The organism is Bordetella sp. N, from assembly GCF_001433395.1.
Taxonomy (GTDB): domain Bacteria; phylum Pseudomonadota; class Gammaproteobacteria; order Burkholderiales; family Burkholderiaceae_B; genus Bordetella_C.
On record NZ_CP013111.1, the window covers coordinates 6,165,615 to 6,180,121 of the forward strand.

Annotated in this window: 17 protein-coding genes; 16 read left to right on the forward strand and 1 reads right to left on the reverse strand. The window is 63.9% G+C overall.

What is annotated here, in order from left to right; genetic code table 11:
* Positions 1-90: 90 nt before the first annotated feature.
* A complete protein-coding gene (locus tag ASB57_RS26635; protein WP_057654903.1) occupies positions 91-990 on the reverse strand; it encodes a LysR family transcriptional regulator in 900 nt (299 codons plus the stop codon).
* Positions 991-1,169: 179 nt separating this feature from the next.
* On the opposite strand from ASB57_RS26635, the gene ASB57_RS26640 reads away from it, so the two are divergent.
* The 16 genes from ASB57_RS26640 to ASB57_RS26715 all read left to right on the forward strand — a co-directional run bounded on the left by ASB57_RS26640 (position 1,170) and on the right by ASB57_RS26715 (position 14,505).
* Complete coding sequence (locus ASB57_RS26640) at positions 1,170-1,373, forward strand: AtzG-like protein (RefSeq protein WP_057654904.1); 204 nt, start codon at positions 1,170-1,172, stop codon at positions 1,371-1,373.
* Positions 1,370-2,791: an AtzE family amidohydrolase gene (locus ASB57_RS26645; protein WP_057654905.1), complete on the forward strand. Its 1,422-nt coding sequence runs from the start codon at positions 1,370-1,372 to the stop codon at positions 2,789-2,791. Before ASB57_RS26640 ends, ASB57_RS26645 begins: the two co-directional genes overlap by 4 nt.
* A 5-nt stretch (positions 2,792-2,796) precedes the next feature.
* Complete coding sequence (gene hpxZ, locus ASB57_RS26650; protein WP_057654906.1) at positions 2,797-3,189, forward strand: oxalurate catabolism protein HpxZ; 393 nt, start codon at positions 2,797-2,799, stop codon at positions 3,187-3,189.
* Positions 3,190-3,217: 28 nt separating this feature from the next.
* Positions 3,218-4,417, forward strand: a complete 1,200-nt coding sequence (locus tag ASB57_RS26655; protein WP_231755265.1) for a GTP-binding protein — start codon at positions 3,218-3,220, stop codon at positions 4,415-4,417.
* Entirely contained in the window at positions 4,404-5,036 is a 633-nt protein-coding gene (locus ASB57_RS26660) for a nitrile hydratase subunit alpha (RefSeq protein ID WP_197424839.1), read from the forward strand. Before ASB57_RS26655 ends, ASB57_RS26660 begins: the two co-directional genes overlap by 14 nt.
* Complete coding sequence (locus ASB57_RS26665; RefSeq protein ID WP_057654908.1) at positions 5,029-5,661, forward strand: SH3-like domain-containing protein; 633 nt, start codon at positions 5,029-5,031, stop codon at positions 5,659-5,661. Before ASB57_RS26660 ends, ASB57_RS26665 begins: the two co-directional genes overlap by 8 nt.
* A 4-nt stretch (positions 5,662-5,665) precedes the next feature.
* Positions 5,666-6,043, forward strand: a complete 378-nt coding sequence (locus ASB57_RS26670) for a cupin domain-containing protein (protein WP_057654909.1) — start codon at positions 5,666-5,668, stop codon at positions 6,041-6,043.
* Between the two features lie 18 nt (positions 6,044-6,061).
* The gene (locus tag ASB57_RS26675) at positions 6,062-7,021 is read left to right on the forward strand and encodes a tripartite tricarboxylate transporter substrate binding protein (protein ID WP_057654910.1); all 960 of its coding nucleotides are present in this window, start codon (positions 6,062-6,064) and stop codon (positions 7,019-7,021) included.
* Between the two features lie 79 nt (positions 7,022-7,100).
* Positions 7,101-7,613, forward strand: coding sequence for a MarR family winged helix-turn-helix transcriptional regulator (locus ASB57_RS26680; protein WP_057654911.1), 513 nt, complete (start codon positions 7,101-7,103; stop codon positions 7,611-7,613).
* 121 nt (positions 7,614-7,734) lie between these two features.
* On the forward strand, positions 7,735-8,187 hold the full coding sequence (locus ASB57_RS26685) for a MaoC family dehydratase (RefSeq protein ID WP_057654912.1): 453 nt from the start codon (positions 7,735-7,737) through the stop codon (positions 8,185-8,187).
* A gap of 77 nt (positions 8,188-8,264) precedes the next feature.
* The gene (locus ASB57_RS26690) at positions 8,265-9,431 is read left to right on the forward strand and encodes an acyl-CoA dehydrogenase family protein (RefSeq protein WP_057654913.1); all 1,167 of its coding nucleotides are present in this window, start codon (positions 8,265-8,267) and stop codon (positions 9,429-9,431) included.
* A gap of 79 nt (positions 9,432-9,510) precedes the next feature.
* Positions 9,511-10,443 carry a 3-keto-5-aminohexanoate cleavage protein gene (locus tag ASB57_RS26695; protein ID WP_057654914.1) on the forward strand — a complete coding sequence of 311 codons (933 nt, stop codon included), beginning with the start codon at positions 9,511-9,513 and terminating at the stop codon, positions 10,441-10,443.
* 74 nt (positions 10,444-10,517) lie between these two features.
* A complete protein-coding gene (locus tag ASB57_RS26700; protein WP_057654915.1) occupies positions 10,518-11,699 on the forward strand; it encodes a CaiB/BaiF CoA-transferase family protein in 1,182 nt (393 codons plus the stop codon).
* Between the two features lie 14 nt (positions 11,700-11,713).
* Positions 11,714-12,487, forward strand: coding sequence for an enoyl-CoA hydratase/isomerase family protein (locus tag ASB57_RS26705; RefSeq protein ID WP_057654916.1), 774 nt, complete (start codon positions 11,714-11,716; stop codon positions 12,485-12,487).
* Positions 12,488-12,531: 44 nt separating this feature from the next.
* Entirely contained in the window at positions 12,532-13,404 is an 873-nt protein-coding gene (locus tag ASB57_RS26710; protein ID WP_057654917.1) for a CoA ester lyase, read from the forward strand.
* 81 nt (positions 13,405-13,485) lie between these two features.
* Positions 13,486-14,505: a tripartite tricarboxylate transporter substrate binding protein gene (locus ASB57_RS26715; RefSeq protein ID WP_231755266.1), complete on the forward strand. Its 1,020-nt coding sequence runs from the start codon at positions 13,486-13,488 to the stop codon at positions 14,503-14,505.
* The last annotated feature ends 2 nt before the right edge of the window (positions 14,506-14,507 follow it).

The window sequence follows — 14,507 nt, forward strand, 5'->3', positions numbered from 1 at the left end:
TGTGCGAGAAGTCATGCTCTCACACACGTCACGGATGGCGAACGACGGGATTTGGATATGGATATGGGGTGGAATGACGCGTGCCGCGCGTTACGCCCCGGCTTTGTTCGTCCCGCACAGTGCATCCACCAGATAGCCAAGCTGCTTGTTGCCCGGTAGGGCGTCCTTGCGTATGCAGACGCGGTGATGGCGCGCGGCCCAGGGTTCCGTCAGTTCCAGTACCGCGACGCTGCCCGGTTCATGGGGGCCGAGGGCCGACACGGGGATGATGCTGATGCCGGCGCCCGACGCCACCAATCGCACGATCGCATCGAAGCTGGAGACCTGCACGCGTACGTCCAGCCGGCCGCCCAGCGCGGCGGCCTGGTTCATCAGGTAGGTGTGCAGCGCCGACCCTTTCTGTTGGCAGATCCATGGCTCGCCGAAGCATTCAGTGAAGCGCACGGCGCTGCGCCGGCTCAGCCGGCTGTCCGGCGGCGCGATCACCACGAAACGATCTTCGCGATACGGCAGGTAATCCAGGTCAGGATGGTCGGAGTCGACCGCGATCACACCGATGTCGCAGCGCCCCTGGATGACGGCCACGATGATGTCGGTGCCCAGCCGCTCTTCCAGGGTGATGCGCACCGACGGGTGATCCGAGAAGAAGCGGGCCAGGTCCTCCGGCAAATGAATGTTGAGCACGTTGTTGTTGGCGAACAGGGTCAGATGCGTGGTCAGGCCAAGGGCGTACGGCGAGAGATCCGCGTGCATCTGCTCCAGGCGCGCCACGCATTGGCGCACGTGTTCGAGCATGACGGTTCCCGCCGGCGTCAGGGCCACGCCGCGTGCCTGACGCAGGAAGAGAGGCACGTTCAGCGCCTCTTCCAGGCGCTTCAGGCGCAGGCTGGCAGAGGAGGGCGCAAGGTGTACGCGGGCTGCGCCGCGCGTCAGGCTGCCCTCTTCGGCGATTGCAAGAAACGTCCTCAGATCGATCAGGTCGTAATGCACTGTGTTTCTTCCCGGCGAATGGTAGACGAAGGGAAAGGCGGGTTTTCCCTAGGAGTATGCCGGTAATTGTGCCTCAGAGGATTCGTATCTGACAAAAGGTCTATTCGCGAAATCTCGCTTGTCCCAGGTGTGAGCGCTACCGATACTGGCAGCCACCGTATGACGGAGAAAACGGAATCATGGGAAAACAGGTAATCGCGGAAGACGCGGCGACGCTCGATCAATTGCTCTCGACCACCATCGCCGTGTTCGGGCTGACGGTGGAGCCCGAATGGCGCGAAGAAGTCCGCTATTTCGCCGGGGCCATCGTCGCGTCGGCCAAGCTTCTGCAGACGGCCGACCTTGGCGACCGCGCCGAACCCGCCACGGTGTACCTCCCATGAGCGCGGCCCTGGACCTGCAAACGCCTGAAGGGCAGTCCGCGCGCGCCATCGCCGGCGCCGTTGCCCGTGGCGAAGTCACCGCCCGCGCCGTGGTCGAGGCGACCCTGCGCCGCATCGAGACCTTGAATCCGGTGGTGAATGCCTTTACGGACGTCACTGCCGACCGCGCCTTGCAGGCGGCGGAAGCCGTGGATCGCCAGCGTGCCAGTGGCGCTAAGCTGGGCGCCTTGGCAGGCGTACCCTTCGCGGCCAAGAACCTGTTCGATATCCGGGGCATTCCCACCCGTGCCGGGTCCAAGATCAACCGCGAACTGCCGCCTGCCGCCAGCGATGCTTTCCTGATCGAACAACTGGAAAAAGAGCACGCCATCCTCGTTGGTGGCCTGAACATGGGCGAGTACGCCTGTGACTTCACCGGCGAGAACCACCACGACGGCGCTTCGCGCAATCCCCACGGACTGGACCATATGTCCGGCGGTTCTTCCGGCGGCTCCGCCACCGCGGTCGCGGCCGGCATGGTTCCCATCGCCTTGGGATCGGACACGAACGGATCGATCCGCGTTCCGTCATCCCTGTGCGGCATCTTCGGACTGAAGCCCACCTATGCCCGCTTGTCACGCGGCGGCAGTTTTCCCTTCGTGTCATCCTTGGACCACCTGGGGCCTTTCGGCCGATCGGTAGCAGACGTGGCCGCCGCGTACGACGCGATGCAGGGGCATGATCGAGGGGACCCCGTGCAAAGCCCGCGGCAGCCTTCGCCTGCGGCGCAGGATATCGATCGCGGCATCGCGGATCTGCGGATCGCGGTTGCCGGCGGCTACTTCCGCAAGGGCGGCCTGCCGGAGGCATACGAGGCGGTCGACCGCGCCGCACAGGCCTTAGGCGTCACCCGCATGGTGGAGCTGCCGCAAGCCGAGATCGCGCGCGCCGGCGCCATCGTGATCAGCGCGGCCGAGGGCGCCGCGCTACATGTGGGCCGGTTGCAGGAAAGGGCCGCGGACTTCGATCCGGCCGTCCGCAATCGCCTGATCGGCGGCCTGGCCACACCGGCGGCCTGGGTAGAGTCGGCACAGCGCTTCCGCAGGCATTTCCGGGAACAGGTCCTGACGCTGTTCGAGTCGGTGGACGTCCTGCTGGCGCCGGCCACGCCGTGCCGCGCGCCTCGCATTGGCCAGAAGACCATGGTGCTGGATGGCGTGACCCTGCCTGTCCGGCCCAATCTGGGCCTGTTCACCCAACCCATTTCCTTCATCGGCCTGCCGGTGGTGGCGGTTCCCGTGCTGGATGACGCGGCCTTGCCCTTGGGCATCCAGGTCATTGCCCCGCCATGGCGGGAAGACTTGGCGCTGCGCGTCGCGCGTGAACTGGAACGGCAAGGCGTCGCGGGCTGCCGCGCACCCGCCTTATCCAAGGAGTAAGGGAAATGGTCATCAACGATCCGCAAACCCTCGCCGAAGTACAGGACGCCTTCCAGCGCTACGAGGCCGCGCTGCTGGCCAATGACCTGGATGGTCTCGACAGCTTCTTCTGGCACGACGGCAAGACCATACGCTATGGCGTGGCCGAGAATCTGTACGGGATAGCCGAGATCCGCGCATATCGCAGCAACCGCTCTCCCGTGGGACTGCACCGCACGCTGGACCGGACGGTGATCACCACTTTCGGCGCGGACTCGGCCACGGCCAGCACGCTGTTCGAGCGTCCGACCCAACCCGGGACGATAGGGCGTCAACAACAGACCTGGGTCCGCCTGCCGACAGGCTGGCGCATCGTCGCGGCGCACGTCAGCGTGATTCCGCACACTGCCGCGCAGTGACGGGCGAGGTAAGACCATGAACCAGGCCGTGAATGCTACCCCCCAGGACCGCCGCCTGCCCGTCACGGTGCTGAGCGGATTCCTGGGCGCGGGCAAGACGACCCTGCTCAATCATTTGTTGGGCGCGATGCACGGCATGCGCATCGCGGTGGTCGTCAACGACATGAGCGCCATCAACATCGACGCGCACCGGGTGCAGGATGCGAGCGCGGTCACGCGCACCGACTACTCGCTGGTCGAAATGACCAACGGCTGTATCTGCTGCACCTTGCGCGAGGACCTGCTGGCCGAGGTGACGCGCCTGGCCGCCGCCGGGCGCTTCGACTACCTGCTGATCGAGTCCACCGGCATCGGTGAACCGCAGCCGGTCGCGGAAACCTTCACCTTCATGGATGAAGCCGGCCACGTGCTTTCGGACGCTGCCCGGCTGGACACCTTGGCGACGGTGGTGGATGGCACTGACTTCCTGGCGCGCATGGCGGCCCGTAACGAGACGGACGACATCGGCCTGCACAAGCTGCTGGTGAACCAGGTCGAGTTCGCCGACGTGATCATCATCAGCAAGGGCGACCTGATTTCCGAAGCGCAACAGACCGAGCTGCGCGGTGTGCTGCGCAGCCTGAACAGCACCGCGCGCATCGTCGTAACGTCCGGCGGCATCGTGGCGCCGGAAGCGCTGCTGAACACCCACGCCTTCGATATCGAACGCGCGGCCGCGGCGCCGGGCTGGATGGCGAAGATGCGCGGTGAAGCGCATTCCGAACAGGACGAGTACGGCATCGCCTCCTTCGTCTACCGCGGCCGTATCCCTTTTCATCCGCGGCGTTTCAGCCGTTTCCTTGCCGACCATGGCCGCGACCCGGCGCTGCTGCGGGTCAAGGGCTATCTGTGGCTGGCGCATCGGGTCACGGAGATGGCGGTGCTGTCCAAGGCTGGCGCGGCGCCCATGTCGCTGGAATGGAGCGGCCCCTGGTGGCGCTTCATCGATGAACGGACGTGGCCGCAGGACGCGGATCAGCAGGCCTTCATACGCGACCGCTGGTCGGACGAGGTAGGCGACTGCCGCCAGGAACTGGTATTCATCGGCCAGGGACTGGATGAACAGGCCATCACCGCCGCGCTCGACACCTGCCGGCTGAGCGATGACGAGATCCTGCAGGGCGCCGACGCCTGGGCAGGATATTCAACGGATTCCACATTGATAGGAGAGTCTCGTGCACTTCAATAACGAGAAGGAAAGAGTACTGGCCCTGCGCGACGCGCTGATAGCCAAGGGCATGCATACGCAAGCGGAAGTGGATGCGCTGGAAGAAGGCTTCGAAACCTGGACGCCGGCCAACGGCGCCGCCGTGGTGGCGCGGGCCTGGTGCGATCCGGCTTTCAAGCAACGCTTGTTGAAGAATGCGCTGGAAGCCGCCAACGAAGTGGTGCAGCCCGTTCCCTTCGGCGGCTGGGATGCCCTGGCGCTGGAAAACACGGACAAGGTGCATAACGTGCTGGTCTGCACCTTGTGCTCCTGCACCATCAAGTCGCTGATCGGCCAGCCGCCGGTCTGGTACAAGAGCCTGGCCTATCGTGCCCGCCTGGTGCGCGAGCCCCGCGCGGTGTTGCGCGAGTTCGGTCTCGAACTGGATGCCGACGTGGAGATCAAGGTCTGGGATATCACGGCGGAAACGGGTTATATGGTGATCCCCGCCCGACCGGCTGGAACCGAAGGCTGGAGCGAAGCGGAGCTGGCCTCGATCATCACCAAGAAAAGCCTGATCGGCGTGGAGCAACCGGACGTAAGCCGGGTCAAGCGCGAGGGGCAGTCAACCGCATCCTGTCTTGAGGTGAACCATGCCTGATACACACGACCTTGGGGGCGTGAAGGCCGTCTACGCGGCCATCCCGCACATCGACAAGGACTACGAATACGACGAGCGTTGGGAATGGACCCTGATGGCCGTGCTGCGCCTGGGAGCGAAGAAGGGTTTGTACACGATGGACGCCTATCGCCATGCCATCGAACGCCTGCCGCGTGAGTACTACCTGGAGAAGTCCTACTACGACCGCATGCTCAGCGGCGCCACGCGCGCTCACCTCGACGCCGGTGTCCTCACCGAAGACGAGATCATGCAGCATCTGGAACCCCACGTACGCATGGCCCCGACCGTAGCGATGGGGCCTGGGCATGCGGGCGCCGACTATCCCCAGACCGTGCGTTTCCAGCCTGGTGATCGCGTCAAGGTGCGCGAGCTGCCGGATGGCCACGTGCGTGCGCCGGCCTACGTGCGCGGCCACGTCGGTACCGTCATCGACCAGGGCCGCCACGCGCTGCCCTTCCCGGGTCGTGCAGGGCATTGGGAAAAGGCGGCGGCCGAGTTCACCTACCGGGTGGAATTCGATCGCCGCGATCTTTGGCCCGACGCGCCTGACGGCGGCACCGTCACGGTGGATCTGTCGGACGGCTATCTGGAACCGGTGGTCTGAGCCCATGGACGCCGCACGGAAACAAGGCCAGTCTGGCGCCGTCTACGACATCGTCAGCCGCGTCAGGCTGGTCGAGGAGCGCAACTACCGGGTGACGCAGATAACGATGCAGGGCGACCAGCGCAGTCCCTGGCACGTTCACACTGAAATCGAAGATTTGTTCTATATAACGGCGGGGGTGCTGAGGATCACTCAGCACAACCCGCCAGAGACCCGCGAAATACACGCGGGCGAATCATTCTCCATCCAGGCGAAGCGTCCGCACTTCATCGAAGTCGCGGACAAGCGCACGGTGTCGTTCCTGTTGATCCAGGGCTACGGCCAGTGCGACTTCAATGTGGTGGAGGATCCGAATCAGCCGATGACAAACGGCGATACATAAAACGTTCAAGGGAAAATCATGGTGAAATTTTTTATGGCCGCGGCGGCAGCCGCGATGGCGATCTTGAGTCCGCAGGCAAGCCATGCGGCAGGCTTCCCGGAAAAGCCGGTGAGAATCGTGGTGCCGTATCCGGCTGGCGGGTCCACCGACGTGCTGATGCGCGTGATGGCGCCGGTTCTGGGGAAGAAGTGGGGCGTGCCGGTGGTGATCGAAGATCGTCCCGGTGCCAGCAGCATCATCGGCGCCAACATCGTGGCGCAGGCCCCGGCGGATGGCTACACGCTGGTCATCGTCGCCAATGCATTCTCGGTGAATCCCAGCCTGCATGACAAGATGCCCTACAACACGCTGAAGGATTTCACGCCGCTGACGCAGCTCACGTTCACGCCCAACGTTCTGATCGCCAACACGGGTGAGAAATTCAAGACCATGCAGCAGATGGTCGACGTGGCGAAGACCAAGGAGCTTTCGTCCGGCTCCATCGGCAATGGCACCGCGGCGCATCTGGCGCTGGAGAAGCTCAAGACGCTGTCCGGCATCAAGGTGCTGCACGTGCCCTTCCAGGGTTCGGCGCCTGGCATCACGGCCTTGATGGGGCAGCAGACCAATCTGCTGGTGGCGCCGTTGCCGGATGTGCTGCCCTACGTACGCAGCGGCAAGGTGCTGGCCCTCGCGATCGGCAGCCCGGCACGCGTTGCGCAGATGCCCGACACGCCGACCTTCAAGGAAACCGGCTTCGACTTCCAGTCCGGCGCCTGGTTCGGCATGCTGGCCCCCGCCGGCCTGGACAAGCAGATAGCCGGCAAGTTGAGCGCGGACTTCATCGAAGCGCTGGGTGATCCTTCCGTCAAGGACAAGCTCGACCTGCTCGGCCTGACCGCGGTGGGTTCGTCGTCGGAAGACTTCAAGAAGCTGATCGTCGACGAAGTGAAGAACAATGGCGACATCGTGCGCCAGGCCGGTATCCGGGTCGATTGACCTGCCGCCCGGCGCGGCCGGGTGCGACTCATAATAGAATGCTGGCGCCAGCCTCTTTTGGATGAACCCAGTCTTCCTTATGGTCAAACCCGCCCCCCGGGGCGCCGGCGCTCCTGCCGAAAGGCGCCAGCGCCGCGCGTCCTCTCCCGAACACGATCAAGTCAACTGGGACCAGCGTCTCGGTTTTCTCATGCACGACGTGTCGCGGCTGCGGCGTAAGCTCTTCGATGAAGTCATGCGCGCGGATGGCGTCACGCGCTCCCAATGGTGGGTCATGGCCCATCTCTCGCGGCACGATGGCGTCTCTCAAAGTGCCTTGGCCGAGCATCTCGATCTGGGGCGCGCCGCCCTGGGCGGGCTGATCGATCGGCTGGAAGCGAATCAATTGGTGCGGCGCGGCGCGGATTCCGATGACCGGCGTGCCAAGCTGGTCTTCCTGACCGAGCAGGGCCAGGCCATGATCGCGCATATGCGGATCGAGAGCGACCGCGTAAGCGAGGCCATTCTGCAGGGCCTGGACGCGGAGCAGCGTCACCAGTTGGCCGAATTGCTGACCATCGTCAAGCGCAACCTGTTGAACTACCAGGGCTAGGCCGGCAGGCGTATCGTACGAATGGCTCACGAAAATATTGTATGTATGCATACAATATTGATGTATATTAATTTCCACGCCTCAGGAAAACCATAGTGCCGAACGATGCGGGGAGACCGACATGGCAGGGCTGTACTTCGAGCAGTTCACCGTGGGCCAGTATTTTCGCCACGACGTACGCCGTACGGTGACGGAGACGGACAACGTACTGTTCTCCACCATGACACACAATCCCGCCGCCATTCATCTGGATGCGGAGTACGCCAAGACGACGGAGTTCGGCCGCCCCCTGGTCAATAGTGCATTCACCCTGGGGCTGATGGTGGGCCTGAGCATCACCGATACGACGCTGGGTACGACCGTTGGAAATCTGGGCTGGGACGAAGTGCGCTTTCCCCGCCCTGTCTTCGTCGGTGACACGTTGCGGGCGGAAACGACCGTGCTTGAAATACGCGCCAGCAAGTCGCGACCGGACAACGGCATCGTGACGTTCGAACACAAGGCTTACAACCAGGACGACCAGGTGGTGGCCACGTGCCGCCGCGTCGCCCTGATGCTGCGCCAGTCGCATTGATACTTCCCAGCACCGGCAGCCATCGATCGCCGGGACCCGCCTTCTTGTGCACCTGATTTCCTGGATGCTAAACCGGTATGGACTTCTCCCTGAGCGAAGATCAGCAGGCCATCGTGCAAGCCATCGGACAACTGTGCGAAGGTTTCGGCGACGACTATTGGCTGGAGCGGGATAGGAGCGGGGAATTCCCGGAGGACTTCTATAAGGCCATGGCCCATGCCGGCTGGCTGGGGGTCGCCATGCCCGTGGAGCACGGCGGCGCCGGACTGGGCATCCTGGAGGCGGCATTGATGATGCAGGCAGTGTCGGGCTCCGGCGCCGGCCTGTCTGGCGCCTCGGCCATCCATATGAATGTATTCGGCCTGCATCCGGTGGTGGTGCACGGCAGCGAGGCCCAGAAGGCGCGCTGGCTGCCGGCCATCATCGAAGGGCGCGACAAGGCCTGCTTCGGGGTGACGGAGCCCAACACGGGCCTGAACACGTTGAAGCTGCGCACGACGGCGGTCAAGAAAGACGGACGTTACGTCGTGCATGGCCAGAAAATCTGGATCTCGACGGCGCAGGTGGCGAGCAAGATACTGCTGCTGGCGCGGACGACACCCATCGATCGGGTGACCGAGCCCGGCGGGGGCCTGAGCCTGTTCTATACCGACCTGGATCGCACCCGCGTGCAGGTGCGTGCGATAGAAAAGCTCGGCCGCCATGCCGTCGACAGCAACGAGCTGTTCATCGATGGCCTGGAAATTCCAGAGGAAGATCGCATCGGCGAGGAAGGTAAGGGCTTCTCGTACATCCTGCATGGCTTGAATCCTGAGCGGGTATTACTGGCCGCCGAGGCCACCGGCCTGGGGCAGGCGGCGCTGCGGCGCGCCGCCCGTTACGCCGGCGAACGTGTGGTGTTCGACAGGCCGATCGGCAAGAATCAGGGCGTGCAGCATCCCTTGGCCGAACGCTGGGTGGAGCTGCATGCGTCGGAGCTGATGTTCAGGAATGCGGCATGGCTTTACGATCAGGGCAAACCCTGCGCCGCGGAAGCCAATGCGGCGAAATTCTTTTGCGCTGAATCGGGTTTTCGTGCCTGCGAGACCGCCGTGCTGACCCACGGCGGCATGGGCTACGCCAAGGAATACCACGTCGAGCGCTACTTCCGCGAAGCCATGTTGCCGCGCATCGCGCCGGTGTCGCCGCAGTTGATTCTTTGCTACATCGCGGAGAAAGTATTGGGGCTGCCCAAGTCCTATTGATTAGCAGAAAGAGGCGGAACGAGTCCTTACCGTAATCACGCATCGAAAAGGCGTCTTGAACGCCAGCCGGGAGACAGGCATGAAGAAAGCCAAAAAAGTCATCATCACGTGTGCCGTGACGGGTTCCATTCATACTCCAAGCATGTCGCCCTATCTGCCGATCACGGCCGAGCAGATCGCGGATGACGCCCTGGCGGCCGCACAGGCCGGCGCCGCGATGCTGCATCTGCATGCGCGCGATCCGCAAACCGGCAAACCGGACCAATCCCCCGAACGGTTTGCCGCCTTCCTGCCGCGCATCAAGGAGCGCAGCGACGCCATCATCAACATCACTACCGGCGGCGGTCTGGGCATGTCCCTGGACGAGCGGCTGGCGCCGGCGAAATGGGCACAGCCCGAAGTGGCGTCGATGAACATGGGGTCCTTGAACTTCAATATCGCCGGCGCCGGCGAGCGCATACAGTCCTTCCAGCATGAATGGGAAAAGCCCTATCTGGAGATGACGCGCGACTTCATCCTTTCCAATACTTTCAACCAGATCGAACGCGGTATAGGCGAACTCTCCGCCCTGGGTACACGCTTCGAGTTCGAGTGCTATGACGTCGGCCACCTTTACAACCTGGCCCACTTCGTCGACCGTGGCCTGGTCAAGCCGCCATTCTTCCTGCAATGCATCTTCGGCATCCTGGGAGGCATAGGCGCGGACCATGACAATCTGCTGCACATGCGCCTGATCGCGGATCGTCTGTTCGGCGAAGACTACCTGCTGTCAGTACTCGCGGCCGGCAAACACCAGATGTCCTTCGTCACGATGAGCGCCTTGCTGGGCGGCAATGTGCGTGTCGGCCTGGAAGACAGCCTGTATGCCGGCAAGGGGAAACTGGCCACCTCGAACGCGGAGCAGGTGGCGAAGATACGGCGCATCGTCGAGGAACTGTCATTGGAAGTCGCGACGCCGGAGGAGGCGCGCGCGATGCTCCAGAGCAAAGGGCGTGACAACGTCAATTTTTGAGCACGCTGCATCATCCGTAAATCCGGCTGGAGGCAAGGCGCAATATAGCGCCGCCTGAATCGTGGAGACAAGAAATGGACGCGTTGAAAGGCGTGCGGGTGGTGGACTTCTCCAAAGTCCTTGCCGGCCCTTTGTGCACGCAGTACCTGGGCGATATGGGGGCGGACGTCATCAAGGCGGAGCCTCCTCAAGGTGACGACACCCGCCGCTGGCCACCCTTTCGCGACGGCGACGGCACGGTCTTCCTGAGTGCCAATCGCAACAAGCGCAGCGTGACCCTGGACATGAAGACACCGGCGGGCCGGGAGGCGGCATTACGCCTCATCGATTGGGCCGACGTGGTGGTGGAAAGTTATGGTCCTGGCGTTGCCCAGCGCCTGGGAATCGACTATCAGACGGTGTCCGCGCGCCGGCCGGGGATCGTGTATTGCAGCATTTCCGGCTTCGGCAGCCAGGGTCCTCTGCGCACCGGCAAGGGTTATGACGTGATCCTGCAAGCCTTGAGCGGCATGATGGCCATCACCGGGGAAGAAGAGGGCATGCCGGCGCGCAGCCCGATCTCGCCCATAGACCAGGCCACCGGCATGCATGCCGTCATCGGCATACTCGCCGCGATCGTGCAAAGGCAGCAGACAGGCAAGGGCACGCACATCGAAGCGTCGTTGTTCGATACGTCCATGGCATTCATGGCATATGTGGCGCAGAGCTATTGGGAGCGGGGCACCGAGCCACGCCGTTGGGGATCGGCCCATGAGTCGCTGTGCCCCTATCAGGCGTTCGAGACGCAGGATAGCCCCATCATGCTGGGGGTGGCCAACGATACCTTGTGGCAGGCTTTCTGCCGGGAAGTGGATGCGCCGGAACTGGCCGCCGATGTCCGTTTCACGACCAATGCGGATCGGGTCGGTCATCGTGCTCTGGTGCTGGAACAAGTGGCCGGGCATCTGGCGCGGGAATCGCGCGAAACCTGGCTGGCGCGTTTCGGCCGCGCCGGCATTCCGTGCGCGCCCATCCTGAGCGTGGGCGACGCGCTTGCCCATCCACACACCCAGGCCAGCGGCATGGTCGCCCAGGTGGAGCGTCCGGGCCGCGCACCGATGAACACGATCTCGCAGCCTTTGCGCTTCGATGGACAGCGCCCCGAGCCTCAGCGCGCGCCGCCGGAGCTGGGCGAGCATACGCGCCAGGTGTTCACCGAGCTGGGTTACGACCAGGCCCAGATCGACGCCATCCTGCAACCCAGGACGCAAAGCTGAAGGAGTCGCCGCCCATGTCCATCGATTTCGACTTTGCTGAAGGCGTGGCCACGATCAGGATCAATCGGCCCGAGCGCCGCAATGCGCTCGATGCGGAGCACTACGCCTGGTTGTCGGAAGCGTGGTGCCGGGTGCGGGACGATCCAAAAATACGGGTGGCCGTGATTACCGGCGCCGGCGACAAATCGTTTTGCGCGGGGGCCGACCTCAAGTCCTTCGTCAACGCTCGGCCGTCCCTGGCGGAATTGGCGCTTACCCAGGCGAATCCGCTTTTGAACCGCGGCCTTGAAGTCTGGAAACCGGTCGTGGCCGCGGTGAACGGTTTCTGCCTGGGCGGTGGCATGACTCTATTGCTGGCGACCGATCTGCGCGTCTGTTCGGAGCACGCAAGCTTTGGCCTGACGGAGGTCAAACGTGGCGTGTTCCCCGCCAATGGCGGCACCCAGCGGGTGGCGCAACAACTGCCCCATGCTATCGCGATGGAGATGCTGCTGATAGGCGATGCCATGGACGCCGCAAGGGCAGAACGCTGGGGGCTGGTGAATCGCGTGGTGCCGCATGCGCAATTGCTGGATGCGGCCATGGACTATGCCAGCCGTCTGGCCGCCAACGCCCCGCTGGCGGTCCAGGCGGCCAAGGAACTGGCCGCGCGCAGCCGCGATGCGGACCTGGCCACGGGGCTGCGCATGGAGCAACTGTTTCTGAGAATCCTGCAGGAGTCCGAGGACGTGGTTGAAGGCACCCAAGCCTTCGCCGAGAAGCGTACGCCCAGTTTTCAGGGACGTTGATCGACACCTCCAGGCCTCTTGGCTTTTTACTAGGAGCTGCACGCATGGCACTACGGTCATTCTTATTCGTCCCCGGCGATAGCGAACGCAAGCTCGCCAAGGGCGACACGGTGGGCGCGGACGCCCTGATCCTGGATCTGGAAGATTCCGTGGACATCTCCCGCCTGCCCGTGGCGCGCGGCATGGTGCGCGAGTACCTGCTTGCGCATCGGGGGGCCGGCCCGCAGCTATGGGTGCGCATCAATCCCCTCGATTCCGGTCTGGCCTTGGCGGACCTGGCCGAGATCGTGCGCGGCGCGCCGGCGGGCATCATGTTGCCGAAAGGTTGTGGCGCGCGTGACGTGATCCTGCTGGGCCAGTATCTGTCCGCTCTGGAAGCGCGCGACGACATTCCCGCCGGCAGTATCGGCATTCTGCCGGTCGCGACGGAGACGCCTCAGGCCATGTTCGCGCTGGGGGAGTTTCGCGATGCAGGGCCACGCCTGCGCGCCCTTACCTGGGGCGGGGAGGACCTGGCCGCCGCCATGGGCGCCAGCACCAATCGCCAGGAGAACGGCGAGTACGAGTTCACCTACAGCATGGCGCGCTCCCTGTGCCTGTTGGGCGCGCACGCGGCTGGCGTGGCGGCCATCGACACCCTGTGGGCGAATTTCCGCGATGCCGATGGCCTGCGCCGCGATGCCGCCCACGCCAGGCGCGCGGGTTTCACAGGCAAGATTGCCATTCATCCCAGCCAGGTCGAGCACATCAACGCGGCATTCACGCCCAGCGACGAAGAGCTGGCGCGGGCGCGCCGCATCGTGAAGGCTTTCGCGGATTCCCAGGGCGTGGGTACATTGCAGTTGGATGGCGAGATGCTGGACCGGCCTCACTTGAAACAGGCGCAGCGAATTCTGGCGATGATGGCAGCGGAATAAGGCGGATACGAAGCGCGGCAAGGATATCCAGCAACCCGACCGCTACTCAGAGCGCGGCGGCATCCCCCAAGGAGACTGAAGATGAGGCAAATTTTCCTGGGCCTATTGCGCCCATTGCGCCCTTTACGCCTGCTGGGTCGGCGGACGATCCGGGTCATGGCCGCCGTCGCGGCGCTCATGCTGGCGCCGGCGGGCGTGCTGGCGGCGTATCCCAGTCAACCCATCCACCTGATCACGGCCTTCGCCGCCGGCAGCGCCAGCGACATCGTTGCGCGTCTGATAGGTGAACGGCTGCAACGCGCGATGGGTCAGAGCGTGATCGTGGAAAACAAGCCGGGGGGGTCCGGGCAACTGGCGGCCGACTACGTGGCGCGCGCCGCACCCGATGGGTACACCATCATGTTGGCCACGAACACGACCCATTCGTCCAATCCGTTCCTGTTCAAAAGTCTGCGCTACGACCCCGTCGCCGACTTCACGCCTTTGGTTCAGGTCTGCAACTTTCCCTTCGTGTTGGTGGTGAGCGGCAAGCTGCCGGTGACCAACGTGCCGGCGCTGCTCGCTTATGGCAAGCAGCGGCGCGGTTCGTTGAACTACGCCTACGGCAACAGCACAGGGCAGATTTCCGCGGCGTCGTTCGATCGGCTGGCGGGCCTGGAAGCCGCCGCCATTCCGTACAAGAGCACGCCGCAGGCCATGACGGACATCATCGGCGATCGGGCCACGTTCATGTTCATCGATCTGGCATCGGCGGCGCCGCAGATCAAGGCCGGCAGCCTTAGAGCGTTGGCGGTGTCGACCGAAAAGCGCAGCGCGCTGGCGCCCGATCTGCCTACCGTGTCGGAAGCGCTGGGCAAGCCAGGCTTTGACCTGGCCGCCTGGGTTGGCATATTCGGGCCCGCCAAGATGCCGGAAGCAGTGTCCCAAAAACTGGCGGATGCGCTCTATGCGATCGTCAGTGCCGCCGATATCCAGCAAAAGCTGACGGAAATGGGTGCCGAGCCCACGCCAGCGCGGGCCGACGAGTTCGGACGCTTCGTCGTGCGGCAGAAATCGGTGTGGGGTGAAAAGGTCAAGCAGGCCGGCATCGAGCCTGAATAGCC

Excerpts from the sequence above, each read along its gene's own strand:
- ASB57_RS26700 (WP_057654915.1), top strand. The coding sequence starts at position 10,518 with ATGGACGCGTTGAAAGGCGTGCGGGTGGTGGACTTCTCCAAAGTCCTT.
- ASB57_RS26675 (WP_057654910.1), top strand. The coding sequence starts at position 6,062 with ATGGTGAAATTTTTTATGGCCGCGGCGGCAGCCGCGATGGCGATCTTG.
- ASB57_RS26705 (WP_057654916.1), top strand. The coding sequence starts at position 11,714 with ATGTCCATCGATTTCGACTTTGCTGAAGGCGTGGCCACGATCAGGATC.
- ASB57_RS26695 (WP_057654914.1), top strand. The coding sequence starts at position 9,511 with ATGAAGAAAGCCAAAAAAGTCATCATCACGTGTGCCGTGACGGGTTCC.
- ASB57_RS26665 (WP_057654908.1), top strand. The coding sequence starts at position 5,029 with ATGCCTGATACACACGACCTTGGGGGCGTGAAGGCCGTCTACGCGGCC.
- ASB57_RS26685 (WP_057654912.1), top strand. The coding sequence starts at position 7,735 with ATGGCAGGGCTGTACTTCGAGCAGTTCACCGTGGGCCAGTATTTTCGC.
- hpxZ (WP_057654906.1), top strand. The coding sequence starts at position 2,797 with ATGGTCATCAACGATCCGCAAACCCTCGCCGAAGTACAGGACGCCTTC.
- ASB57_RS26640 (WP_057654904.1), top strand. The coding sequence starts at position 1,170 with ATGGGAAAACAGGTAATCGCGGAAGACGCGGCGACGCTCGATCAATTG.
- ASB57_RS26680 (WP_057654911.1), top strand. The coding sequence starts at position 7,101 with ATGGTCAAACCCGCCCCCCGGGGCGCCGGCGCTCCTGCCGAAAGGCGC.
- ASB57_RS26645 (WP_057654905.1), top strand. The coding sequence starts at position 1,370 with ATGAGCGCGGCCCTGGACCTGCAAACGCCTGAAGGGCAGTCCGCGCGC.
- ASB57_RS26670 (WP_057654909.1), top strand. The coding sequence starts at position 5,666 with ATGGACGCCGCACGGAAACAAGGCCAGTCTGGCGCCGTCTACGACATC.
- ASB57_RS26710 (WP_057654917.1), top strand. The coding sequence starts at position 12,532 with ATGGCACTACGGTCATTCTTATTCGTCCCCGGCGATAGCGAACGCAAG.
- ASB57_RS26715 (WP_231755266.1), top strand. The coding sequence starts at position 13,486 with ATGAGGCAAATTTTCCTGGGCCTATTGCGCCCATTGCGCCCTTTACGC.
- ASB57_RS26690 (WP_057654913.1), top strand. The coding sequence starts at position 8,265 with ATGGACTTCTCCCTGAGCGAAGATCAGCAGGCCATCGTGCAAGCCATC.